Genomic DNA, 25634 nt, shown 5'->3' with positions numbered 1-25634 from the left:
TACATGGTGTCCCCCAAATCTGGGAAAATTTTCTCCCGATTTGGGGATTGAGGAGGACTATAATGCCATTACTCATTTTTGATTACCCAAACCATGCAAATTCTTAGAATTAATCCTAGCCGCGCCATTGATATCAGTATTTTACGCTATCGGGTCAAACACCCCGAAGCCGAACCGCGTAATATTTTAGAGAAGATTGTTTGGTCGAAAGAAGCTGAAGTGGAAAAGATGCGCGATCGCGTCCCTTTGCTAGAATTGCAAAAACAAGTCTCAACTGTTTCTCCTCCTCAAGATTTCTTAACAGCTTTAAAAACAGGCAAAACGCAACCTGCTCTTATTGCTGAAGTTAAAAAAGCCTCTCCGAGTAAAGGAATTATTCGCCCTGACTTCGATGCCGTAGCGATCGCGCAAACCTATGAAAAAGCTGGTGCGAGTTGCATTTCCGTCCTCACCGATCGCGAATTTTTTCAGGGAAGTTGGGAAAATTTAGCCAAAGTTCGCGCTGCGGTTAACTTGCCCTTATTGTGTAAAGAATTTATTATTTACCCTTACCAAATCTTTTTTGCCCGCAGTCAAGGTGCAGATGCGATTTTACTCATTGCCGGGATTTTAGGCGATCGCGACCTGCACTACTTTATTAAAATTAGCGCAACGTTGGGCATAATTCCCCTGATCGAAGTTCATTCTCTGGCGGAACTCGACCGCGTTCTCGCAATTGAAGGTGTTAAGCTAGTGGGAATCAATAATCGCAATTTGGAAGATTTTTCAGTGGACTTGCAAACCACAGAGCAACTCTTGGCACAACGACAAGAACAATTGCGCGATCGCGATATCGTTATCGTTAGCGAGTCCGGTTTACATTCTGCCGCCGATATTGATATCGTGCGTAAAGCAGGAGCAAATGCCGTTTTAATTGGCGAATCCTTATTAAGGAAACCCGATCCGGCTGAGGCGATCGCGGCATTATTTCCCCGTTAAAATCTTTCTTTCTCAACCCGAACGAGACTATGGGAAAATTCCTATACTCTCTTCTGTTCTCTTAAACTCGGTCTTCAATGGATCAAATTCCTCTTCCTTCTCTCATTCACTATGAATTGCTCTTGCAACTGCTAGAGCGTAAAACTTTCTCTACGGTGGAAAAAAATCCCGCCCTCCGCGAACCCGTTCAACAATTGATTATTACCCTTCGCAAAGCCTTCGCGCAACAGCGTCAAATTGAGACAATTTGCGAACAGGGAAACATTCCCTACGAACATCGCTGGTCGTTGAATACTTTAAAGATCGAACCCGAACTTTTACCGGAGATTTTAGAAGTGATAGAAGACGACAAAACTGAAAATCGCGAAATTGTGTCGTAATTTTTGTTAAATTAACTACCAATTATCAATTATCCCTTACCGATTACCCCTTCTCGATTACTGATGGAAGACAAACAATTATTAATGATCCCTGGTCCAACTCCCATACCCGCGCGGGTTTTGCAAGCGATCGCCAAACACCCCATCGGCCACCGCAGCAAAGCCTACAGCAAAATTCAAGAGGAGGTGACGGCTAATCTCAAATGGCTACACCAAACGGAACAGGACGTGCAAGCCCTGACCGTTAGCGGAACTGGGGCGATGGAAGCGGGAGTGATTAACTTTTTGAGTGCTGGCGATCGCGTTTTGGTAGGCTGTAATGGTAAGTTTGGCGAACGCTGGGCAGAGATGGCTGCAACCTTTGCCCTGCGGATAGAATGTATCAGCGCTGAATGGGGCAAACCTCTCGATCCGGCTGCGTTTGAGGCGAAGTTAGAAGCGGACAAGGAGAAGCAAATTAAAGCGGTTATTATCACCCATTCGGAAACCTCAACGGCGGTATTAAACGACCTGGAAGGCATCAATAAAGCTGTAAAAGCCCACGGAGAGGCATTAATGATCGTTGATGCTGTCACCAGTTTAGGGGCAATGAATATTCCCATCGATGAATGGGGGTTAGATGTGGTCGCGTCTGGGTCGCAAAAAGGTTATATGGTTCCTCCTGGTTTGGGATTTGTAGCGGTGAGTGCCAAAGCGTGGAAGGCTTATGAAACGGCGACTTTACCCAAATATTATCTCGATTTGGGATTGCATCGCAAAGCAACGGCGAAAAACAGCACCGCTTTTACGCCTCCCATTAATTTAGTTTTTGGGCTGCAAGAATCCTTGAGAATGATGAGAGAAGAAGGGTTAGAGAATATTTTTGCCCGTCACGATCGCCTCAAACGAGCAACGCGGGCAGGAGTTAAAGCTCTCGGATTGGGTTTGTTGTGTGAGGATGAGGTGGCCAGTCCTGCGGTTACTGCGGTTATGCCAACAAATGTAGAAGCTGAGAAAATTCGCTCTTTGATGCAGGAAAAATTCGCGATTTCTTTAGCGGGAGGTCAAGATCATCTCAAAGGCAAAATATTCCGCATTGGTCATTTAGGTTTTGTCTGCGATCGCGATATCCTCACGGTAATTGCTGCTTTAGAAGCGGTATTACAAGAATTGGGACAAACCAATTTTACTCCAGGTGCAGGGGTTGCCGCCGCAAATCAAGTGTTTGTAGGATAAATTGGAGATGTAGTAGGTTACGTTGTGAGTAGCGTAACCTACTATTCATTTTGACTTGTTTCAGAATTCGTGTTTTTGAGTTGCGATAATAGGTTTTGAGTGAGTAAATTTTCGCTCAATTCGGATTCTTTATTTTTGGATATAACTTGCTGGAGAAAATCTTTAAAGTTACTGTTAAATTTCATTGTGTGAGGATGGTTGTCTCCTAGTTTTTGGAGTGCGATCGCCACAGCATCTAAATACAAAGATTCGGCTTCTTGATAACGATCTTGAGATTCATATAACCTAGCCAAATTGTTCAGGATAGAGGCAACATTAGGATGGTCTTCTCCGAGGAGTTTTCGTATCAATTCTAAGGATTGAACATACAAAGGTTCGGCTTCTTCGTAACGTCCTTGAGATTGGTACAGTGCAGCCAAATTGTTCAGAGAAGAGGCAACATTAGGATGGTCTTCTCCGAGGAGTTTTCGTATCAATTCTAAGGATTGAACATACAAAGGTTCGGCTTCTTCATAACGTCCTTGGGATTCATACAGTGTAGCCAAATTGTTCAGGACAGAGGCAACATCAGGATGGTCTTCTCCGAGGAGTTTTCGTATCAACTCTAAGGCTTGAACCAACAAAGGTTCGGCTTCTTCATAACGTCCTTGAGATTGATACAGTAAAGCTAAACTGTTCAGGGATAAGGCAACATCAAGATGGTCTTCTCCGAGGCGTTTTCTGCTCAATTCTAAGGATTGAACTAACAAAGGCTCGGCTTCTTCATAACGTCCTTGAGATTGGTACAGTAAAGCTAAATTGTTCAGAGAAGTAGCAACATCTGGATGTTCTTCTCCCCAACGATCGCGCGTCACTGACAAACATTGCTCCAGCCAAGGTTCAGCAAGAGTATAAAGTCCTTGCCCCTGATAATAACGACCTAAACCAACAAACGTCCAAATTAAGTCCTCATCTCGCACCCAAGCAATCAAATTTGTTACAGTTTCTATGAGGTGAGGAATGGCGGGGGAAATTTGCTCAATGTTTTTTAGAGTTGGTGTTTGAGGAATCTGCTTGGCAATTTTTACCATTTCCCGACAATATTTCTGTTTCAATTCATCAGCCCGATCGCCGCTCTCGATTTTTCTCTTAGCAAACTCTCTAATTAATGGATGTAATTGAACGATATCAGCCGAAATAGGGTTCAACAAACTGAAAGCAATGAGGCGATCGCGCAACTCGTTTAAGCCATCAAGATCGGGAAAGCAATTTTTAACAATTCCCCAAGGAATTGGGGCAAAGGCAAACAAACCTAGAAGACAGAAAAGTTCTTGCCCTTGAGAATTAAGTTCTAGCCAACTCAGTTCAAAAACTGCCGCTATATCTAACTCGACTGCCATTCCAAGAGTGCGAACCCGCAGAGCTTTTTGTTCTAGTATTTTGGCTTCTAATTGCTGTCGGAGATCGCTAAGGGATAGATCGGGTTTTTCGACCAAATAATGCCCCACCAACTCCAAGCCTAAAGGTAAATAGCCCAACCATTCACATAAATACTTTGCTTGTTCTGTTTCTGATTCGATACGGGATGAACCAAGCAAAGATTTTAATAATTCCAGAGCAGCAGATTCCTCTAGCACATTGATTGAAAGTTGCTCGATCGCCCCTTCCAAGCGACGCAGGCGCGTTGTTAGCAGAACTTTGAAGCGGGAATCATCTGGTGGTAAATACGCTTGAATGGCTGCATAGCTGGAAACATCATCAAACACGATCAGTACGTCACCATCTGGCCAATGCGTCCAGCAGTAGTGAACCTGTTCTAACAAATTCAAACCATCGGGAGCAGAGAATCCCAAGAGAGTGCGACAATAGTTAATAATTTGAATCCCAATATCGCGATCGCGGGCGTGCAGCCAACAGATTCCCCCTGAATAACTCTCTTTTCCATAGCGAAGGGCATATTGCAAGGCCAATGCAGATTTACCAACCCCTCCCATGCCTGTAATCGCTGCGATCGCCGCTTTATCTGCTTGTTGTAACCGCTCGTGCAATCCCTCTATATCTTGTTCTCTTCCAACAAAGACAGCATTACCACTAAGAGGCAAGTTTTGGGGAGGTGTTGATTTTAGCTCAGAGATAGAGGAACTAGGAATTGTTCTTGCTTCAATATCTAGTCCTCTAAAGTTGAGACTAACGCTATTTGTTCGAGCAAAATCAATATCAACACTCAAACGCAGCAGAAAACATGAACTTAAATCCGGCATTGCGCGACTTGCCTCAATTGCAAAGGAACGAGACATCCACCAAATCTGACGCAAAGAAGGACGAACCAAACGCTCGCGATTGAAATTGATCACCCTTAGCCCCTCAGATAAAGGAATTTCTTTGGCGATCGCCGTTGCCCAACCATTCACCGAAACGACACCAGACTCAATCGACTCAAGGCGATCGAGCAAAAAGTTCAAAACAACTGAAGGATGTTCCCATAGAGGCAGATGGATTTCGTGAAAAGGAATATCCCCTTCACGAAGTGATAATTTGAGTTGTTCGACGACCTCACGACGAGCAAATTCCGAAGAAAAACTAACCCGAGCCAGCCCCTGGGTTTTGCGACGACACCACAACGACAGCCGCGCTACAGCATTCTCAATACTTCCCTCAACTAATTTAGGACGTGCCACCAGGAATCCCTCCTTGCGAAGTACCGGGAATTCTCCCTTGAGCATTCAACAGATCGACCACCAAGGGATGAATGCTAAACCAACCGTCAAATTCTTGTACTGCGCGACAGTTTAAAAGCGTATAGAGAACCTGATTGGGGATATAAGCCTCTTTCTCGCCATCATAAATTCGTTTCATCAATTTGGCTTTGTCTTCGTAGACGATTTCCTTATCGTAAGCATTGGCACCAAGACTACGTTCGTATTCAGTCCGCATATTTGCGATCGCGATCGTGACATCCTCATCATTTATTTTGCTATTATCAGATTTTCTCAAAATCGCTGTATCAGCAGCATAGTTTGTCATTGAAAATAAATCCCGCAAATTCCCCCCCGACGCTACAATTATACGCTCCATTGCATTTTGTTCAAATAAGTCTGGATCGACTCGAGCCATTAATACTTCTCGAATTGCTCCGCGCCCTTTATCATTCGGTTCGTAGTTTTCCTTAAAAACTGGCATATCTGGGATCATCAGTCTATTTTCATGGGAAAATGGCAATTGCCCTGCATTGGAATCGGTGTAGATGCTGATGGGCAAATTAAAAATTAAATGTGTTTTGAGTTCGCTAAAAATATTTGCTTTTTCAATAAACAAAGATGTTAGAGATCGTGCTGTAATTCCCGCCTTATCAAAGTCCTCGCCAATAAATAACCAGTCGCGTCCGTTGTTTCCGTTGTTAGCTTCTCGTAAAGATTGATTGCATTCATCTAACAAGCGATTTGCCATATCAATTAAATCGTTAGTTCTTGCGAGACGATATTCTATAATCTCTTTTTTTTGGGTATAGGCGTATTTGAAATCACCTCGAAGAGAAGCAAATAATCCCAAAACTTTATTCCAGAGAGAATCTTCTTTAACTCCCGCACCAGCATTAACGGCGATCGCAGATTCTCCCGTCGAAATTCGTATTTTCTTTTCTGTTGAAAACCAGTCCCAAATTTCTTGTAAGATTTTTTCAGATGGCTTCTTTCTAGCCTCACCTTTTTCAAAAGCCATCTTGGTGTTTTCAGTAACCTCGACCATCATCAGCAATAGTACATCTAAGGGATTAAAATTACTTGGATCTAGATTGGTAATAACACTGAAGCGAATAACAGAAAACTGATTTTCTACTTCTTTAATTAATCTTGTGAGTTCCGTAGACTTGCCAACTCCAGGATGTCCCATTAAGCAACCTTTAAAGAAAATACGCTGCTTGTAAGCTCGTTCCAAACCCAGTTTTAAGCGTCCGATTTTATCTCCTCCTCGGACTTTATTTAGTGTTTCAATGTAAAACGCATCAATCTCTTCCTGAGTTTCTAAAGGTTTGGGCTTGAGAGTGAGATAAATTTCGTCTAGAGAGGTGGCACGAGTTGTTTGCATATCAGGACATTCTCGGAAGATTCACGTACAAATACTATACAGCAAACTCGGTAAGTTGAGCCATAAGCCAACGTGCAATAGCATCGTCACCTCAATTATCATGTATCGTAGTGGGAGCGTCTCGCTCCCTAGCTTCCTAAATTATGAGAGGAATCGCGCATCAAAAAGGCTAAAGATACCAGGGTGAATTAATAAGTTTTAGCTTCTTCGCAGAGTAACTTCTTTAATTTGTAATGGTACTTCAATATCTGGATGAGTTTTACGAATTTGTAGTAAGGTTTGAATGGCATTTGCTTTATCGCCGATCGCCACGGTTAGAGATTGACGAGTGAGAATTTCTGCGACAATTTCTGAGGCGATTTTGCTCTTTTTTGCTTCTTCTTGCAGGAAGTTAAAAATGCGCTGTTTGGCAATTCTACCGCGATTCACGCCGGATAAAACAGTGATAAAATAAGGTTTGAGTTGGGCAAGGCGATCGCAATTTCCGGCGGCATAATTCTCTAAATAATTAGTGGCAAACACCTGCATATCGGTGCTGGGATGTTCGCTAAATTTAATTAAATATTCTTGTCCGTCGTCGGCTTGGAAATAGCGGGTTACTAAGTCTCGTCCAAAGCGTCGCACGTCTTCTTTAATACTATCACAAGCAGTAATAATAACTTCTGGCGACCAATATTCTCGGGGTAAATCTTGAAATACTTGGAAGGCAAATTCTCGCGAATCTTCCCATTTTGCCTCTAATAGGCGCACGGCTGCCAGCATTTCTTCTGTATTCCCATTAATCATTATTAAACGTTGAGGAAACATTTTTCGTGCTGCTTCTCGCACCGTTAATATTTCGTGATTTGCGAGTTTAACTAACTCTTTTGTGGTAAAATTGGGGAAGAATTGATCGCAATTTTCTTGTAAGACTAATCCTGCCAATTCTTTAGCACTGGGAGATTTTGCTCGTAGCAATTGTAAGGCTTCCTCTTCTGCAATTTCTGGCATCCAATTCGGGATATATTCTCGCAGTAATGTTACTAAGTCTTTATGAACACCTTCGTGTCGTTGGGGTTCGACTAATAAATCGATAATATCGATGGCAAATTCGAGACCAAATTGGCGATCGCGATCGCTTAAACGACGAATTACTGGGCGAATAGAGATACGAAGATCGGGGCTAGAACTGACTGCCATTGCCAATAATAGCAGGCGATCGTTCATTAATGTTTCATCGGGTAATTGGGCAAAAATTTGTATCCCAATACCCCTTACAGATGCGTAAGGAGAAACTAAAAGAGACTCGATCAAATCTGTTGGAAGTTCGCTGGCGGGAGTTTGATGATTGAACAAAATTCTGCTGCCGATCGCCTGCACTTCTTCCATTGGATGTTGCAGTAAATCGAGAACGATCGGCAGTCCAATTGTTCTGAGGGGTAAGGAAAATGTTATTAATAAAGTTTCACCAATTTCTCGAACTAAATTCCCATCGGTTGTGCCGCGATCGCCCGCTAATAAAAATGCAATAATTTGACCAACTAATACTTGTATTGTTTCAGGATTTAAAATTGTAGAACTCAGCAAACGACGAATAAAAGCGCGGGTTTCAGGGTAAAAACTGGTTATTAATCCCATCACAAATTGACCCGATCGCAGGAAAATATCCTTCTGTTGTTCGATCCATTGATATGCTTGCGATCGCGCTTCTGGTAATATACAATTAGCAAGGGCAAGAACGAGATCGAGTTGAGGATTATTTTCATTATAGCGATCGCCTGCTAATTCAAAGGCAAATTGTACGGTTTCTGGATAAGATTGTTTTAAAAGTTGAATCAGATTTTCCTCCGTCAATTGTTGCCAATAATCCCGACAATCTCGCATCTCTTTGATGGCAAATTGATGAACAGGATGACAATAACTTTCAAGTAATAACTTTAACAGCGCTTCGGGGTGCTGTCGCCAAAGTTGAGGGAATGCTTCTTCGCGAATATTAGGGAGAAATGAACCCGCTTCAGATCCTTCTCTCAGTTGCCATGCTTTAAAGTGAGGAATATAACGGGGGCTATTTTCGTAGAGAAGATGATTGAAAACTTGTAAATGAGCAAATCGATCCCAATAAGTGGTAATGGAATCGTATCGGCGAGTTGTGGAATTATAACGTTTAGAAGTTTGGTTTTGAGGATAAGTCCCGTCTGTATCAGAGTATTGTAAAAGAGTATAGGTTGCAAGGTCGATATAAGCGCGATCGCCTTCTTCTCCTAACGCTTTCAAAGTCCGCCAAACTCGCCGCCGCAAATAGTCTCGCGTTTGTTTACTATAAGCACGAGTAGAGCGATCATTTTTCAATTCTTGTTCGTAATAACGATTTCCTGTGGGGCGATATCGGCGTTTTACGGGATCCCATGTCAATTTCTGAAGATTACTAAATCTGCCTGATTCGGTATCAAACCGATGTGCTAAAATTCCGAAAACTTCCCCATCTTGACGATATTCTGCCATTTTAAAAATATGGCGCAAAGGTTTAAAATAATTAGGACGCAAGGGGGCTGTTTTAAGGGTTGCTAATAAGGCAGGACGGACGGTATTATTATTAACTTGGTAGATTGTATCTAACACTGCAAAACGTCGATAATCGCTGCTATCTAGATAGGTGTGAAGCGATCGCGCAAACCTGTCCGAATTGTTATTTTCTGCGACTCCTCTCAACTCTTCTGGAAGTTCCCCTAATTTCACTCTTCGCATTTCCTCTCTTTCTCTTTCATCAGAGAGTTTAAACAGTGCTTCCCAGGCAATGCGTCGTACAAAATCTGGCGTAGCAGCAGAATTGAGCAAATTTCTCACTTCCGCGATCGCGATCGCATTTCCGCACCATCCCAACGACCAAACAATACTATAGTCCCTTAACTCTGTTCCTGTACCTAAAAGAGAAATGAGATCGGGAACAGCCTCTGCTATTTTCAACTCTCCCGCCCGCCAGATCGCCCGATCTAATGACCATTTGCCATCATCCCTAGCAGCTAAACGGTTGAGAATAGCTTGATGGCGGGGATCGTCACTGCTAGAGGACGGCGATCGCCTTGGAGCCGCATCGGGTTGGGGGGACGGGGTACTATATTCGATATTAGTTTCCTCACTCACATCGCGATAGCCACTCGCTAATTTAGAGGAGATTAGCTGATTGAAAATGCGCTCCCCTTGTTGTAAAGTAACAGGAGCAACGGTTTTTGAGCCTTCTTTGAGTTGTTTTCCCCGTCGTCCATATCGGAAGTTAACCAGATAGCGATCGCCGTCCATTCGACAAAGATCGACTTGATAAATTTTCTCCGATCGCCCTGCCTGATACAGTAAGGTTTTGCGATTGACCCGTTCCATATTCGTTGTTTTGTATTAGTCTCACAATACTGTTATACTATAGCATAGATGGAGTTGGCCAAGATAGTGAAATTTTGTGGCAATTTTGTCTACAGTAGACTTATAACCACGATAAACAACGCCGTATGTCAGCCGCGATCGTTGAAATTCTTTCCCCCGACGAAATGCGTCGTACCATTACCCGTCTTGCTTCTGAAATTGTCGAAAGAGTAAGCGATCTTTCTAATACTATTCTTTTAGGCATTTATACGCGAGGAGTTCCTCTCGCAAAAATATTAGCAAATCAAATCGAAATGTTAGAGGGAATTAAAATTCCCGTCGGTGCCTTAGATATTACCTTTTATCGGGACGATCTCGATCGCGTCGGAATGCGGACTCCGGCTAAAACAAAGATTCCTTTCGATTTAACCGGAAAAAATATTGTTTTGGTGGATGATGTAATTTACAAAGGACGAACCATCAGAGCCGCATTTAGTGCAATTCCCGAATATGGTAGAACAGAGAGTATTTATTTAGCAGTGTTAGTCGATCGCGGACATCGGCAACTTCCCATTCATCCAGATTTTACGGGCAAATATTTACCCACATCTTCGGAAGAAAAAGTAAAAGTTTATCTGCAAGATGTAGATGGGAGAGATTCTGTCGAGTTAATCCGTACTCATTAAAAGATAATTATTCAACTCCAATCAATGCAACCCACAGAAATTCACTCCCTCAGTCATTCTTTGCGACAAATAGATCGCAAACTCCTCAGTCACGACCGTATTGCGGGAATAGAGCGGGTATGGTATCAGGGAGGAGAACCGTATTTCGATCTCTTTATAGACCTGCGAGAAGATGAGATTGAATGGTTTCAGTTGACTTTGAGAGGGCGATCGATTTCTTGGCATCGTCAGGAGAATTGCTGGAAAACAGGTAATACCAATGAATTCCGTAATGATGATATAACCTTTTATGCCGCAAGCAAAATTGTTGAGAGCGATCGCACCCCCGATCGAGAATTTTTTGACTTAGCCAGGGCGATCGTGCAGAATCGGGCAGGGGAAGCCCTTTTTGATAGGCTTTCCGACCTTTTTTACACAACCCAAGCTCCAGTATCTTAGAAAATTTGCGCCTAGCTCTTCCCTTTTAGAAAATTTTTTGCTATCCTAGGTATTCGTGTGCAAAACGCACCTGGGTTGCTAGCTCAATGGTAGAGTATTCGGCTTTTAACCGACTGGTTCTGGGTTCGAGCCCCAGGCAACCCATTTTGGGCTTTGGTGCGTGCATAGTGCTGTATAGCGCCCTCTTTCGTCATCAAATAGAACATGAGAATGATAGCGATCGGGAATAGAATCTCGGAATTCAGCGTGTTCTCGTAAGATATTTTTAATGATTTCTTTGTATTTTATTGTGGTATCCATAACAAGAGACTTAATTTTATTTTTCAGAAGCGCGATCGCAGAATACGGTAAAATTAAAAGATGCGATATTGGGAGAGTAAAGATGACAAATCCAGAATCAGTTTTATTGGAAAAACTGCGTCGTTTACCTTCAGAGCAGATTGAGGTTGTCGAACAGTTTATTGATGAATTATTGATGCAAAGAGAAAAACGATTTTTAGTGCGTTCTGCTATGACACTCTCAGAAAATTCATTAGCAAAAATATGGGACAATTCTGAGGACGCAGAATATGACAATTTATAAGTTTGGAGATGTTATTTTAGTTCCGTTTCCTTTCACCGACCAAACAACTATCAAAAAGCGTCCGGCTATTGTTATCAGTTCTGATATGTATAATCAAATTCATATCGATCTCATCGCAATGGCAATTACCAGCCAATTGAAAAGTACGCTCGTTTTAGGAGAGCTTGTAGTGAATGATTGGAGTGCAGCAGGTTTACTGAAACCTTCAATTATTAAACCCGTTGTCATGACTGTAGAAAAAAGTTTAATACTGAGGAAGTTAGGTGAATTGGAGAATAGCGATCGCTTGGAATCAAAAAAGATGTTACAATCTGTTTTTGGTTAATACATTACTAGCGCTTTTTTCTATTCTGGCACATTTACAGGATCGCTCGTCCATTTTCCGTAATAATAATTTTCTCTTTTTGGCTGTCTTGAAGTACGGTTTTGAGGTTTGCTTGTGCTTCTGCGATCGAAATTGTTTTCATAATTCTTTCAAATGAGCAGGTAAATCAATTTCTTGGAAATTCTCAACAGGTTCAGGAGGAATACCAGAAAGCTCTCGGATATCGCGAATTTTTCGAGTTAGCATGGTTATAAATGTTCCATTTTCTCCCAATTTTAGAATTTCATCTTTATCGAAAACAACAATATATTTTTGAGTTTTAGCATGAAAAATAACTTGGCGAAGTTTGCAATCACTAATTTTTCTTTGTCTGTTCGATTTTTCTGTTGTGGGAAAGCCTGTTGCTCCTTCTAAAGTAAAAAATATACCCAAGCCGCATCCAGTTAGATTTAACTCCATAATACTGCAAAGCCTAGCAAAATCTTTGTCTTGTAATTTATCTTTTCGCGCTTTAGATTCGGTGATAATTCCTCGCTGAGTAAAACCAAGATATAGCAGTTCACAGACAGTTTTCCATTTTTCATTATCTCCAGTTACCAAAAGATCGTACTGAGATCCGGCTGATTGAAAACTTTTAAAGCTCGTTGCACCTTTTAGTCCTTGGAAAACAAGATATACAATTTGTTCTAATAAATTTCCTCGCTCTTTGAGTTGAGATTGACTGGGATTTTTGATTTTGAGATGCTTGGCAAATTTTTCTAAGGTGTTTGGGAGTCTTTTATCAGCCGTATAACAATAAGTCGCTAATTTATCTGTTGCAGGCTCGTCTCTATCTAATGTTTCTAAACTTTTTAGAATAGAGTCAACAAGCTCTTCTTGAGTGGGCATAATTTAATCAAGCAAACTCAATAGGTTCTTTAGCTTTTGCTAAAATATCAAACAATAATTCATCATAATCTTCAACTTCTATGTCACACTCAGGGCAAGACCAAGGTAAATTGGGGAAGCCTTTACCATAAGGAATTGAACCAACAGGAACATCTGGTTCGCATTGATGGTAAATTAAAAGTTGATTTTCACAGAGTCCTTCCGCTTCTAGAATGACTAATATTTCTAAAGCATGAGTGTAATCTATTCCAAGGAGAACTGCTAATTGATGTGCCATAGCGGTTTGATCGGGCTTGCTAAAGTGTTTGCTCAGCTTGGCCTTTTGGTCGCTGGATAGAAAATCTAATCGCTGATGCCATTGTAAGCTGAGCATGGTCTTAGCCTCCAAGTCCTAATTCCTTCAGTAAAAATCTCAGAGCGTTCGTACTACCTCCATAGTAACCAGAATAACATTTAAGATGCTGTAAAGAATCTTGAGTTTTAGATTCAGGTTTCAGTCCAAAATAGCAGTGAGCCTTGAAAAGTCCTGTGGTTTGTTGATTTTGTGCTTCATCTGTTTCAGTAGAGCTAGATGGAGTGTTTTGGTCAAGGCGGAACTCATAAGACTTTGTTCCCCATTCTTTAACTAGCGTGCGTAATACAGCATTTTCAGCACGCTCTAGTTTCTTTAAATCTCCTGAAACACCCACAGATTCTACTACTGACTCTGCTAATGTTCTCGATAAGGCTTGCAAACCTCTGACATCAATTTCTGATGCTCCTGCACTATGAGCATTTAAAGCAACTCCTGATGCTTCTGCTCGAATCCTCAAATGTTGCCATCGATAGTTATGATTCGTTGTATATTTGTCCCAAAGCGTATGAAGAACTAAACCATGTAAATTAGGTTCTTGCCATTGACCTTGCAAAGATTGTGATAATTCATCAAAACACTGAGGGATATAATATGATTTCCAGAAGGGAAACTGTCCGGGAACAATCTTGTTTTCATCTTCAACAATTTGAGTGTATGTAAAATTATTCCATGATAGAGCAAGGTAATTTTTTCCTACTTCAGCAATTACCGTCCATCGAATCTTATTGTCTTGAAACTGTTGTCCTGTATCAATATTTGTCTTAACATAGTACGGAATTGTAAAAGTTCTAATATACCATTTTGGGGAAAGATTTGAGGCTACAATGGGTCCATACCAAGTATTTGAGCCAAACTCTGTAAGTAATTTTTCAGGAGATTCAAATTTAGGAGCATTAACAGATTGACCAATTTTAAAGCTCAACCATTGTCTGGGTTGTTTAACGTATTCTAATAAAACGCGATTGTTAGAGATTGTACCTGTCTCAATTGCCTGAGAAATTCGTTTTGCTTTATTATTTTTAGTATCGTTTTGTCTTTCTGATGGATCTAAATTTTTTAGAGTGATGCTTTTAAAATCAGGACTGGACAAGAATGCAATACGAAATTCTTCGCGGGAGGAAAAGCCCGAATCTATAAAGGCTTGAGGTTTAGACATACAGTTTTACTCGTACTGCTTGGCGATCGCATTTCAAGATTTATCGTGTAAGCAAAAAATCTTGAAAGCTAAACAATCATTATAACAGTTTAAGTGAGTCGAAACTATAATTTTTCTGTCTATCTGACAGAGCTATCCTGAGATTCTAGGATTGCATTCTCAATGAAGTTATCGGAATTTCATCTAAACAAACAAGGAACTGAGTTAATTTCAGTTCCTTGTTCATTCTAACTCAAGCTCACACAGAGGAAAGAGCTTTTTCCTCACTCGCCACAGCATTCACTTCCGGCGTATCTGCCTCCGAAGGCGGTACCACCTGCCAGAACTTGCCTAAATACTCAGACCAGTTCGCCAGAATAGCCTTAGCCTTCGCACTTCCGGTTCGTGACTCATGGGCAGAAATCAACTCCTTCAACTGCGCCTCACCTGCGGGAGTTGTCACGCGCTGAATTGAGACGATCTCCGGGTTGACGCGGGCGGCAAACTTGCCATCTTCATCGAGGAAATAACCTAAACCTCCCGTCATCCCGGCACCGACGTTGCGACCCACAGAACCGATCGCCACGATCGTTCCACCAGTCATATATTCACAACAGTGATCGCCGGCACCTTCAATCACCGCGACACCTTTGGAATTCCGCACCGCAAAACGTTCCCCCGCCCGTCCGTTGGCGTATAATGTACCGCCAGTGGAACCGTATAAGCAGGTATTGCCCACGATCGCATTCTCGGAGGGGTCGTAGGTGGCTTCAGCAGGAGGAGTGAGAATAATCTCCCCCCCGTGCATTCCTTTACCCACGTAGTCATTCGCTACCCCCGATAGGCGCAGAATCATACCGGGTAAATTAAACGCCCCGAAACTCTGACCCGCAGCACCTTTGAAGTTCAAATTCAATTGACCCTCAAAGCCAGAATTGCCGTAGCGTTTGGCGATTTCCCCGGCGATCCGGGCTCCCGTAGCGCGATCGGTGTTCACAATGTCAACTTCCTTTGTTACCGCCCCTTGATGGGCGATCGCCGCCGCAATTTCTGCATCTTTTAAGAGGCGATCGTCTAACACGGCACCATTACTGTGAACGGGTTCGTGGTTTAAGAAGGTGCGATCTTCAGTGACAGGAGGCAGGGTAAAACAGGTTAAATTTAAGTGTTGGGTTTTGGTCACTTGCTTATGGCGCACTTTCAGCAAATTAGAACGCCCGATGACTTCCAAGAGGCTGCGATAGCCCAGTTTTGCCAATAATTGCCGCACTTCTTCCGCGACAAACAAGAAGAAATTCACGACATGATCGGGAGTACCGGGGAAACGCTTGCGAAGTCGTTCTTGTTGCGTCGCGACTCCCACCGGACATTGATTGGTATGGCAAACTCGCGCCATAATGCAGCCTTCCGCGACCATGGCCACGGAACCGAAGCCATACTCCTCTGCCCCCATTAACGCGGCGATTAGGACATCGTAGCCCGTTTTCAGACCGCCATCAGCACGCAATAGGACGCGATCGCGCAGCCCGTTTTCCATTAGCATTCGGTGAACTTCCGTGACTCCCAATTCCCAAGGAACTCCCGCGTGTTTGATGGAAGATAAGGGAGATGCCCCGGTACCGCCATCATGTCCGGAAATTTGAATCACATCGGCATTGGCTTTGGCAACCCCAGCCGCAACGGTACCGATGCCAATTTCTGCCACTAATTTCACAGAAACTTTCGCTTCTGGGTTAATTTGATGCAAGTCAAAAATCAACTGGGATAGGTCTTCAATGGAGTAAATATCGTGGTGGGGAGGAGGAGAAATTAAAGGAACTCCTGCTTTCGATCGCCGCAACATGGCGATATAAGGACTCACTTTCGGTCCAGGCAATTGTCCCCCTTCTCCAGGTTTAGCCCCTTGCGCCACCTTAATTTCTAGCTGTTTGCCACTCATTAAGTATTCCGGTGTCACCCCAAAGCGTCCCGAAGCAACTTGCTTGGTAAAGGAGGAAGCACTATCGCCGTTTCGCAGTCCTTTCAGGTGGGGGAAGGTGGGAGAATGTCCGTTTTCGTCCACATCGTTAATGGTGAGGAAGCGTTGGGGGTCTTCTCCTCCTTCTCCGGAGTTGGATTTTCCTCCTAAACGGTTCATGGCGATCGCCAATCCTTCATGTGCTTCTCGTGACAATGATCCCAAGGACATCGCCCCAGTACAGAAGCGCTTGACGATTTCTTCTACGGATTCCACTTGATCGATAGGAATGGAAGCGCGATCGCTTTGGAAGTCCAACAAATCCCGTAAAGCCGTGGGGGGACGGCCTTCCATGTATTGTAAATAGGTTTCGTAATGGTCGTAATTTTCGGCAATTAACTCACTTCCCTCTTTCCCCCCCTTATTAAGGGGGGTTAGGGGGGATTCATTGCGGCTTTTTTTCATCTCCTCGAAACCCCGCACCGCCTTATGTAAGGATTTGGCCATTTCCGGAGAACCCATGTGATATTCCCCACCGGGTTTATAGTTAATAAAGCCGAAATTCTTTAACTTTTTATCTGCCAATTCTGGGAAGGCGCGATGATGAAATGCACAAATTTCTTTAGCTAGATCGGACAGATTCATGCCGCCTAAACGGGAAGTTGTACCATTGAAACTTAGATTCACAACTTCTTCACCCAAGCCGATCGCCTCAAAGATTTGCGCCCCATGATAGGAAGATAGCAGGGAAATCCCCATCTTCGAGAGAATTTTCAACAGTCCGGCTTCAACGGCTTTGCGGTATTGAATTTGGGCAGTTTCTACGGTCATTTGAGGGACTCGGCCATTCTCCATCAACTTCTGAGTTTTAGGATTATGCCACCAACCGCGAATCGTTTCTAAGGTTAAATAGGGACAGATTGCTGAGGCTCCATAACTCACCAAACAAGCGAAATGATGGGTACTCCAACATTGTGCCGTATCTACGACTAAAGAAGCCTTCAGCCGCAATCCTTCGTGAATCAAATGATGGTGAACTGCCCCTACTGCTAATAAAGGAGGGATGTATAAATTATCCCCATTGATAACGGATAATCGATCGCTGCTCGGGGAAACGCGATCGCTTAAAATGAGAATCTTACTTCCTGCTTTGACTGATTCTGCGGCATTTTTGCACAATTTCTGCAAAGCTGCTTCTAAACCATTTAACCCCGTTGCTACATCAAAGAGAGTAGATAGTTGCGTGACAGCAAACCCAGAGGTTTTAATTTCTTCTAACTCTGCATTGTTCAAAATCGGGGTTTCGATTTTGAGAACTTTCGCGCTTTCCGGTTGAATTTCTAGGAGATTGCCGCGATCGCCTAGGGTCATATTCAAAGACATGACTAAACTTTCTCGCAAAGGGTCGATTGGTGGGTTTGTTACCTGTGCGAAGCGTTGTTTAAAGTAGTCGTAAAGTAAGCGTGGCTTATCGGAGAGTACCGCCAAGGGAATATCATCTCCCATACAAAAAGTCGGTTCTTTACCGAGCGTCGCCATCGGTACGACGATCATATCTACATCTTCGGCGGTGTAACCGAAGGCCGTCTGCACCTGCAATAATGCCGTTGGGTCTAAAGTTGGCGTTTCCGCGAAAGACTGGGGCGATACTTGTACCCGATACTTTTTCACCCACTCTCCATAGGGATGCTGTTTGGCAACGCGCTGCTTGATTTGCCAATTTTTCAGCACTTCATGGGTTTGTAAATCTACGGCAATGGTTTGACCTGGCCCGAGTCTGCCCCTTTCCACAATATCGGCTTCCGGCAGGTTCACGACTCCCGCTTCTGAGGAAACGACAATGTAATTATCCTTGGTAATACAGTAACGGGCAGGGCGCAAACCGTTGCGATCCAAGGTCGCACCAATGGTTTTACCATCGCTAAAGACCAATAAAGCGGGACCATCCCAGGGTTCTTGAATGCTGCTGTAGTAGTCGTAAAATTCGACAATTTCTGGATAATCATCCAAGTCCGGCTGATTTTGATAGGCCTCTGGTACCAGGATCATCGCCGCTTCTAAAGGCGATCGCCCCGTCCGTACCAACAATTCCATCGCACTATCCAAGTTCGAGGAATCGCTGTTTTCCTGATTGACAATCGGGGTTAAGCCCTTTAACTCTGTAGAAGTCCAACCGGGGAAGAGAAGATTATTTTGCCGTGCCGCCATCCAGTTAATATTCCCCAGAAGGGTGTTTATTTCGCCGTTATGCCCCAATAAACGCATGGGTTGAGCTAGATACCATTTGGGCATGGTATTGGTGCTGAAGCGGCGATGATAGACGGCAAAGGCACTGCGATAATCTGGGTTCGCTAAATCCTGGTAAAACTGCTCTAAAATCTCAGCGCGAACCATCCCCTTATAAACGAGGGTACGACAGGAGAAGGAACAGATGTAAAAATCATCGCTTAAGCGCTTACCGACGCGACTGCGGGCAATGTAGAGGGCGCGATCGAGTTCATCTCCCGCTAAAGTCGAAGATGTCACCATGACCTGTTCAATGCGAGGTAAATTTTCTTTCGCCTGTCGTCCCAATATTTCTGGAATAATGGGAACTTCTCGCCATCCCAAGAACTCTAATTTTTCCCCCTTAACCACTTCTTCAATGTACCCGCGATGTTCTTTTGCTTTTTCCTCATCTTGCGGTAGGAAAACCATCCCCACCCCCAACCGATCCAGGCCGGGCATTGTAATATTATTCTCGCTAAACCATGTTTGAAATATTTCTCGGGGAATTCCGGTCATCACCCCAGAACCGTCTCCTGTATCGCGATCGGCACTACAGGCACCCCGATGTTCCAAGCATCCCAAAGCAATTAAGGACTGTTGGACAAGTTTATGCGTTCTTTTGCCGGTCGGATCGGCAATAAAGCCAACACCACAGGCATCCCGTTCTTCTACCAGCCAAGGTTGACCGGGATAGGGATGTTCGGCAACGGAGAGGGTTGAGTGTTGCCGAAGCGAAGAGAAAGAGTTTCGGTTTTCCATATTTACGACTTGACTTAAACGAACAATAGCAACTTGGGGAAGGAGACAAGATTGAATCAAACGAAATGGCGAGAGACTATGAATTCTAGCCAGCTACATTTCTGAACCGCAAACGGCACAACTCAAAATGGATCTGGCGTATAAAAAAGGGGAAATAATGTTTCCGCTTGTCTTTTGCCCTCGCAGAGTCTCTGGGATCGATCCCACTGCGCTTTGCGTAGCAATCGATTGTAATACGATCTTGCGATTCAATTAAGGTTAGTCTGAACATTATCATGGGGAATGCTTGAACTTGACAAATTTTTCACATTATTTCGATCGCCAATCCGTCCAAGAAATCGCGTTTCGATCGCCAGGAGAGAAAAAGTATGAGTATGGAGAATCAGTATCGTAACCGAGAACGCAGCCGCCACTTGCGGCGCAGGAGAAGGGGTAGAATGTCTTTGCGCTTGGGATTGGCGATCGCGATCGCCTTACTCACTTTCGCGTTATTAATTTCCAGTTTATCAATGGCGCGAATGGTTTTCACCGCAGGCGATCGCGCTGTCCCATCTCCGTCTCCTACAGCCCTGCTGGTGGCCAATGATTCCCCTGTTGAAGTTGCCTCTGCGATCGCCATCGAGAAAGGCGATCGCCTCTCCCTCAATGGTAAAACTTTTTCTGGGGCATGGATACAGTGGCAAGATGGGGACGAGACGAGAACTGGACTCAGCGATACTGCGGCTGAAGCCATTTTAGGACTTGAGTTACTCGACACGGAGGATGCCAATGTTCAACCCGTTCGCTGGTTTGGCATCTCTCAAACCTTATCCGTCCATTTTATCGATGCTTACCGCTATCTCGATATTACGGATATCCTCACAGAGATTAACTGTCAAGTGCAAACCCATGAAAGTATTTTAAGTATCGATTTTTCTCCCCCCAGAATTAACAATATCGAACAACAACATCAGGGGGAAGGAGGAAAAATGACGATTTCTCTCGATCGCCCCGCATTTTGGCAAGTCAGCCAAAATCCCAAGGAAGGCGTTGTTATGCTGGAAGGAAGCAATATCACGGAGTTTCCCCTTGATAGCAGCGAAAATAGCAGCCAATCTCAAAATCTGCCTTTATTTTCTCAACTCTTCCCTTCCCGCAAAGATCGATCTGCAAAATTGAATGCGAAGATCGAACCAGGAGAATTACGCACTAAAATCCAGATTGACCTACCCACAGGAAACCAACTCCAAGTCACCTCGACGGCTTCTCCTCCCCAACTGATCGTTGATGTCCGTCCCGATGCCCTGACAGAACGAAATATTATTGTTGCACCTGGAATGCGCTGGCAACGACGTTATGTTCCTTCCGATGATACCCGTTTTCCCGTCACTTCCTTAGAATTTAATCCCCGCAATCCCAATATTGCCCTCAGACCGATTTGGGGCAACCCGCGATCGATGCAGGGCACCGAACCTTTAGTGACGATGGGACGGCAGTGGCAAGCCTTTGCAGCCATTAATGGGGGCTTTTTCAATCGCGATAATCGTTTGCCTCTGGGGGCTATTCGTCGGGATGGAAAATGGTTTTCGGGGCCGATTTTGAATCGGGGGGCGATCGCCTGGGATGACTCGGGGAATGTGGCGATCGGACGCTTGTATCTGCGGGAAACCCTTGTCACCTCAACTCGTCAACGCTTGTTTGTGCTTTTCCTCAATAGCGGCTACTTACAGGCAGGAATTGCCCGTTATACCTCGGAATGGGGGGCGCAATATACCCCCCTCACCGATAACGAAACGATTGTTCTAGTGGAAGGCGATCGCGTTACCCAACAACTTCCGGGGGGAAAAGCGGGACAGTCAGCATTTCCCATTCCTTCCGGGGGTTATCTTCTCACGATTCGCGGGGGCAGTGCTTCCTCTCGGGATCTGGCGGTGGGGACTCAAGTGAGTCTTGAAAGCGAAACCGTACCGCCCAATTTTGGCAATTATCCCCAGATTATGGGGGCGGGTCCGCTTTTGCTCCAAAATGGACAATTTGTTCTTAATCCTAGCGGGGAAAAGTTCAGTAATGCCTTCAATGGTCAAGCCGCTTCTCGCAGTCTTATCGGCATCACTCGCCAAGGTACTTTAATCATTGCGGCTATTCACAATCGTCCTGGGGGACGGGGACCCACTCTCAACGAACTGGCTCGGCTGGCCTTAAGGTTAGGCATGATGGATGCGTTAAATTTAGATGGTGGGAGTTCTACCTCTTTTTATCTGGGAGGTCAACTGGTCGATCGTTCTGCTGTCACGGCTGCCCGAGTTCATAATGGGATCGGGATTTACTTGAAAAGTGCTAACTCTCGCTAGTGACCTCTCTACAAAATGCAAAAAGAGGCGTAAAAATTGCTAGTATCGCAAAGTATTCTGATATTACAATACGACGGTAGAAAAAATGGACAAAACACCAGCAACAATTTTAGTCACTGGAGGCTCTGGATATATCGGTTCTCATGCCGTTCTTGCCCTACAAAAGGCGGGATATCAAGTTATTATTCTCGATAACCTTGTTTACGGACATCGAGAATTTGCCGAAGATATTTTAAAGGTTGAATTAATTGTAGGAGATACCTGCGATCGCCAACTCTTAGACAATCTTTTCGCCACTCGCAATATTACCGCCGTCATGCACTTTGCTGCTTATGCTTATGTGGGAGAATCTGTTACTGCACCAGACAAATACTATCACAATAATGTTGTCGGCACCTTAACACTCTTGGAAGCAATGTTAAAAGCAGGGGTGAACAAATTTGTCTTTTCTTCTACCTGTGCCGTTTACGGTGTTCCGAAAACTTTTCCTATTCCTGAAGATCATCCCACAGAACCCATTAATCCTTATGGACGGAGTAAGTTAATGGTAGAACAAATACTTACAGATATGGATTGCGCTTACGATTTTCGGTCGGTACGTTTTCGTTATTTTAACGCTGCCGGTGCCGATCCGCAAGGTCGTTTGGGGGAAGATCATAATCCAGAAACTCATCTCATTCCTCTAACTTTATTTACGGCTTTAGGGAAACGAGATGCTATCTCTATATTCGGCACAGATTATCCTACTCCTGATGGCACTTGTATCCGAGATTACATTCATGTAAACGATTTGGCCAGCGCCCATATTTTGGGATTAGATTATCTTTTAAAAGGGGGGAAAACTGAAGTGTTTAATTTAGGCAATGGTACTGGATTTTCGGTGAAAGAAGTGATTGAAGCTGCTAAAAAGGTAACTGGAAAAGATTTTACCGTATTAGAGCGCGATCGCCGCCCTGGAGATCCTCCGCAATTGGTGGGAACGAGTGAAAAAATCCGCAAAATCTTAGCATGGACTCCTCAATATACTGAAATTGAAGAGATTATAAACCATGCTTGGCAATGGCATCAGAAACGACATGGCGATCGCCAACAATCTTAAAGATTTTCTCTCTCTATCTTCCCGATCCGATCGCATCGCCAATATTCTCAAATCCATGTTCTTCTAATTTCCCTAGCAACCCTTTTAAAATGCGCTCGATCATCCAAGGACCCTCGTAAACCAAACCCGTGTAAACTTGAATTAAACTCGCACCAGCCGTAATTTTTTCCCAAGCGTCTTCAGGTGTAAAAATACCACCCACACCAATAATAGGTAATTGTCCCTCTGTCTGCTGCCAAATAAAGCGAATCACCTCAGTAGCGCGATCGCGCAGAGGTTTTCCACTAATACCTCCTGCTTCTTGCATGACAGGGTTTCCTGTTGCGGTAATGATGCTTGTTTTTAAACAATCCTTGCGGATGGTGGTATTGGTTGCAATAATTCCCGCAAGTTGATACATTTTAGCCAATTCGAGAACAGATGCGATCGCCTCCCATTCTAGATCCGGTGCAATTTTTACGAGGATCGGTTTTTGTCCTTGATTTTCCTGTTGAATAGCCTCTAAAATTGAGGATAGTTGCTGACTATTTTGCAGCGATCGCAGTCCAGGAGTATTGGGAGAACTAACATTAATAACGAAATAATTCCCTAAATTCTGCAAGCGTTGAAAACTGCCCAAATAATCCTCGGCTGCTGTTTCTAAAGGGGTTATTTTAGATTTACCTAAGTTAATACCCATGGGAATAGCAAATTGCTTCTCTCGCTGTTTTAAATTTTGTTGTAAAACTTCGCTTCCTTGATTATTAAACCCCATGCGATTAAGAACTGCTTCATCTTCTAACAAGCGAAATAAACGCGGTGGAGGATTTCCACTTTGAGGATGAAAAGTAACTGTTCCCAATTCTGCAAACCCAAAACCAATTTTATGCCATATTCCTGCCGCAATACCATCTTTATCAAACCCCGCAGCTAATCCCAAAGGATTGGAAAATTTATGTCCCCATAAAGTTTGTTCTAATCTACTATCTTTAATACAGCAAGATGCTTCTAAAGAATGTAGCAGAGAAATTGCCAGAAGATTTTTGGGATGAGAATCCAACCAATGGAGACATTTTAAAGTATTGCGATGAATCAATTCTGGATCGGTTTTTAATCCAGAAAATAAAAGCGGTTTAATTCCTAATTTATAAATATCCATTGAATTGTATTTTTAACCTTGAGTTCAATCTAAAATTAGTTTAACTGAGAGAATTGTCTAACAAATTAACTGCAAACTGAAGAATATAAGGTTGTTCGTTCTCGATAAGGGCGATCGCCAGCAATAATTGCTTGTTGTAAGGATTCCACGGTCATATTTGTTCCGCCTTTTGCTCCAGCCATTGTAGTAATATGTTCTTCCATGAGAGTGCCGCCCAGATCGTTACAACCCCATTTTAAGGCTTCTTGTTCGCCTTTTAGTCCCAATTTTACCCAACTGGGTTGATGATTAATAATCCAATTTCCCAAATAAATTCTTGCTACTGCTGTTAGTTGTAAAGTGGCTTCTAAATTGGGTTGATCTCGCCCGACTCGACGGCGTAAATTAGGAGGGGCAAATTGTCCGACAAAAGGCAAAAGAACAAATTCAGTAAATTTTGCTGGATAATTATTGTTAATTGCTTTTTGTTGTAAATTGCGTAAATGTTCTAAATGAATAATTTGTTGTTCCGGCTTTTCAATATGACCGGAAAGCATGGTACTGGTGGTATACATTCCCAATTTTTGAGCAGTTTCAACAATTTCTAGCCAGGTTTTTGTATCTATTTTTTCTGGACAAATAATACGGCGAATGCGATCGCAGAGAATTTCTGCGGCGGTTCCAGGCAGAGAATTGACTCCCGCCGCTTGTAATGCTTCAATAACCGTAGCATAGGACAAATTATCTTCTCGGGCGATAAACTGCACTTCTTGGGGGGAAAAAGCGTGTAAGTGAATTTGCGGAAATTCGCTTTTAATTGTCTCCACCAAACGCAAATAATAAGGAAGAGATTTACCCTCGATCTTAGCTTCTAAATTTAATCCCCCTTGCATACAAATTTCCGTTGCACCGCGTTTAACTGCATCGGTAGTCTTTTCTAAAATCTGTTCCCAGTCTAACCAGTATGCCCCTTCATCGCCTACATCTCTGCGAAAGGCACAAAAATTGCAATGCTGTTCGCAGATATTGGTAAAATTAATATTGCGGTTAACCACATAAGTGACAGTTTCTCCCACTTGGCGCTGACGCAGGCGATCGCCAGTTTCTCGGATCGCGGCGATCGCCTCGGGATGGGTCTCTTTGAGGAGAAAAACCCCATCCTCCGAGGTAATATCTTTACCTGCTAGGGCATCATCTAAAATAGATTCGAGAGTTTTGGTCAGCATTTTAAATTCTGTTTTTAAATCGTTTATAATGATTGCTAAGATTTATTTTACTCGATTTTATGGAACGAGGGTTACTCTGGTTGCCATTGCTATTTGGATTTTTCGGATTAGCTTGGGCAGGATGGAACGAATATCAAAAATTAGAGTCCTATAGAAGTTGGGCGAAAAATTTTGATAATGCCAAATATGACATTTATGCAGTTTTGGCGCATAAAGGTTGCGAAATTACCTGGGGAAAACCGACTCGAAAAGCACCAGTAAATCTACAAACTTTTTCTTTACAAGATGTCGCAAAAATTTGTCTTTTAGTGAACGAATGCCCCATTGATGAAGAAAATCTCCCCCAAAAAGGAGCGCCAGTGTTAGAATTTTGTTTGACGCATTCAGAGCGATCGATTAAAATTCCCTTTACTGAGATTGAATTGGCAGCAAAATGGCGAAAATATTTAGAGAAGGTGAAAAATGAGTAATTTTACTGTTTATCATTTGTTTTAATCGCT

20 protein-coding genes and 1 tRNA gene are annotated in these 25634 nt (G+C 43.3%); 11 read left to right on the top strand and 10 right to left on the bottom strand.

All coding sequences use genetic code 11. From position 1 onward, the window contains the following. Positions 1-93 precede the first annotated feature (93 nt). The 3 genes from trpC to VB714_RS07595 all read left to right on the top strand — a co-directional run bounded on the left by trpC (position 94) and on the right by VB714_RS07595 (position 2573). Positions 94-978: an indole-3-glycerol phosphate synthase TrpC gene (gene trpC, locus VB714_RS07605; protein WP_323222725.1), complete on the top strand. Its 885-nt coding sequence runs from the start codon at positions 94-96 to the stop codon at positions 976-978. 77 nt (positions 979-1055) lie between these two features. Continuing rightward, the gene (locus VB714_RS07600; RefSeq protein WP_323222723.1) at positions 1056-1358 is read left to right on the top strand and encodes a DUF5340 domain-containing protein; all 303 of its coding nucleotides are present in this window, start codon (positions 1056-1058) and stop codon (positions 1356-1358) included. A gap of 63 nt (positions 1359-1421) precedes the next feature. Continuing rightward, complete coding sequence (locus VB714_RS07595; protein WP_323222721.1) at positions 1422-2573, top strand: alanine--glyoxylate aminotransferase family protein; 1152 nt, start codon at positions 1422-1424, stop codon at positions 2571-2573. A gap of 41 nt (positions 2574-2614) precedes the next feature. Here the strand turns inward: VB714_RS07595 and VB714_RS07590 are convergent, their stop codons facing one another. The 3 genes from VB714_RS07590 to VB714_RS07580 all read right to left on the bottom strand — a co-directional run bounded on the left by VB714_RS07590 (position 2615) and on the right by VB714_RS07580 (position 9989). Continuing rightward, positions 2615-5230 carry a tetratricopeptide repeat protein gene (locus tag VB714_RS07590; RefSeq protein WP_323222719.1) on the bottom strand — a complete coding sequence of 872 codons (2616 nt, stop codon included), beginning with the start codon at positions 5228-5230 and terminating at the stop codon, positions 2615-2617. Continuing rightward, the gene (locus VB714_RS07585; protein WP_323222718.1) at positions 5217-6635 is read right to left on the bottom strand and encodes a hypothetical protein; all 1419 of its coding nucleotides are present in this window, start codon (positions 6633-6635) and stop codon (positions 5217-5219) included. The genes VB714_RS07590 and VB714_RS07585 overlap by 14 nt, the downstream gene beginning before the upstream one ends. 198 nt (positions 6636-6833) lie before the next feature. Continuing rightward, the gene (locus VB714_RS07580) at positions 6834-9989 is read right to left on the bottom strand and encodes a hypothetical protein (RefSeq protein ID WP_323222716.1); all 3156 of its coding nucleotides are present in this window, start codon (positions 9987-9989) and stop codon (positions 6834-6836) included. A 125-nt stretch (positions 9990-10114) separates the two neighbouring features. Between VB714_RS07580 and pyrR the strand changes: the two genes are divergently transcribed. The 5 genes from pyrR to VB714_RS07555 all read left to right on the top strand — a co-directional run bounded on the left by pyrR (position 10115) and on the right by VB714_RS07555 (position 12000). Beyond that, entirely contained in the window at positions 10115-10654 is a 540-nt protein-coding gene (pyrR, locus tag VB714_RS07575; RefSeq protein WP_323222714.1) for a bifunctional pyr operon transcriptional regulator/uracil phosphoribosyltransferase PyrR, read from the top strand. A gap of 24 nt (positions 10655-10678) precedes the next feature. Further along, positions 10679-11092: a hypothetical protein gene (locus VB714_RS07570; RefSeq protein ID WP_323222712.1), complete on the top strand. Its 414-nt coding sequence runs from the start codon at positions 10679-10681 to the stop codon at positions 11090-11092. 72 nt (positions 11093-11164) lie between these two features. Then, positions 11165-11236, top strand: a tRNA-Lys gene (locus VB714_RS07565). 238 nt (positions 11237-11474) lie between these two features. Continuing rightward, positions 11475-11675, top strand: coding sequence for a hypothetical protein (locus tag VB714_RS07560; protein ID WP_323222711.1), 201 nt, complete (start codon positions 11475-11477; stop codon positions 11673-11675). Further along, complete coding sequence (locus VB714_RS07555) at positions 11662-12000, top strand: type II toxin-antitoxin system PemK/MazF family toxin (protein ID WP_323222710.1); 339 nt, start codon at positions 11662-11664, stop codon at positions 11998-12000. The genes VB714_RS07560 and VB714_RS07555 overlap by 14 nt, the downstream gene beginning before the upstream one ends. A 34-nt stretch (positions 12001-12034) precedes the next feature. Here the strand turns inward: VB714_RS07555 and VB714_RS07550 are convergent, their stop codons facing one another. The 5 genes from VB714_RS07550 to VB714_RS07530 all read right to left on the bottom strand — a co-directional run bounded on the left by VB714_RS07550 (position 12035) and on the right by VB714_RS07530 (position 19362). Beyond that, entirely contained in the window at positions 12035-12142 is a 108-nt protein-coding gene (locus tag VB714_RS07550; protein ID WP_323222708.1) for a type II toxin-antitoxin system prevent-host-death family antitoxin, read from the bottom strand. Next, positions 12139-12888, bottom strand: coding sequence for a hypothetical protein (locus VB714_RS07545; RefSeq protein ID WP_323222707.1), 750 nt, complete (start codon positions 12886-12888; stop codon positions 12139-12141). Before VB714_RS07545 ends, VB714_RS07550 begins: the two co-directional genes overlap by 4 nt. Positions 12889-12895: 7 nt before the next feature. Next, complete coding sequence (locus VB714_RS07540; protein ID WP_323222705.1) at positions 12896-13261, bottom strand: hypothetical protein; 366 nt, start codon at positions 13259-13261, stop codon at positions 12896-12898. A 4-nt stretch (positions 13262-13265) separates the two neighbouring features. Beyond that, complete coding sequence (locus tag VB714_RS07535; protein WP_323222701.1) at positions 13266-14399, bottom strand: hypothetical protein; 1134 nt, start codon at positions 14397-14399, stop codon at positions 13266-13268. Positions 14400-14637: 238 nt separating this feature from the next. Next, positions 14638-19362: a glutamate synthase-related protein gene (locus VB714_RS07530; RefSeq protein WP_323222699.1), complete on the bottom strand. Its 4725-nt coding sequence runs from the start codon at positions 19360-19362 to the stop codon at positions 14638-14640. A 368-nt stretch (positions 19363-19730) separates the two neighbouring features. Between VB714_RS07530 and VB714_RS07525 the strand changes: the two genes are divergently transcribed. Together VB714_RS07525 and galE are read left to right on the top strand one after the other, a co-directional pair. Next, entirely contained in the window at positions 19731-21692 is a 1962-nt protein-coding gene (locus tag VB714_RS07525; RefSeq protein ID WP_323222696.1) for a phosphodiester glycosidase family protein, read from the top strand. Positions 21693-21777: 85 nt separating this feature from the next. Beyond that, positions 21778-22791, top strand: coding sequence for a UDP-glucose 4-epimerase GalE (gene galE / locus VB714_RS07520; RefSeq protein ID WP_323222694.1), 1014 nt, complete (start codon positions 21778-21780; stop codon positions 22789-22791). 13 nt (positions 22792-22804) lie between these two features. Here the strand turns inward: galE and VB714_RS07515 are convergent, their stop codons facing one another. After that, entirely contained in the window at positions 22805-23929 is a 1125-nt protein-coding gene (locus VB714_RS07515; RefSeq protein WP_323222692.1) for a quinone-dependent dihydroorotate dehydrogenase, read from the bottom strand. 65 nt (positions 23930-23994) lie between these two features. Then, the gene (gene cofH, locus VB714_RS07510) at positions 23995-25134 is read right to left on the bottom strand and encodes a 7,8-didemethyl-8-hydroxy-5-deazariboflavin synthase subunit CofH (RefSeq protein WP_323222690.1); all 1140 of its coding nucleotides are present in this window, start codon (positions 25132-25134) and stop codon (positions 23995-23997) included. A 59-nt stretch (positions 25135-25193) separates the two neighbouring features. Here cofH and VB714_RS07505 point away from each other — a divergent pair, with 59 nt between their 5' ends. After that, positions 25194-25604, top strand: coding sequence for a hypothetical protein (locus VB714_RS07505; RefSeq protein ID WP_323222688.1), 411 nt, complete (start codon positions 25194-25196; stop codon positions 25602-25604). Positions 25605-25634: the final 30 nt, after the last annotated feature.

The sequence above is a fragment of the Spirulina sp. 06S082 genome (genome assembly GCF_034932145.1).
Lineage (GTDB): Bacteria > Cyanobacteriota > Cyanobacteriia > Cyanobacteriales > Spirulinaceae > CCY15215.
Note: the sequence above shows the minus strand (reverse complement) of the source record. Positions and strands in the feature narration are given on the sequence as shown.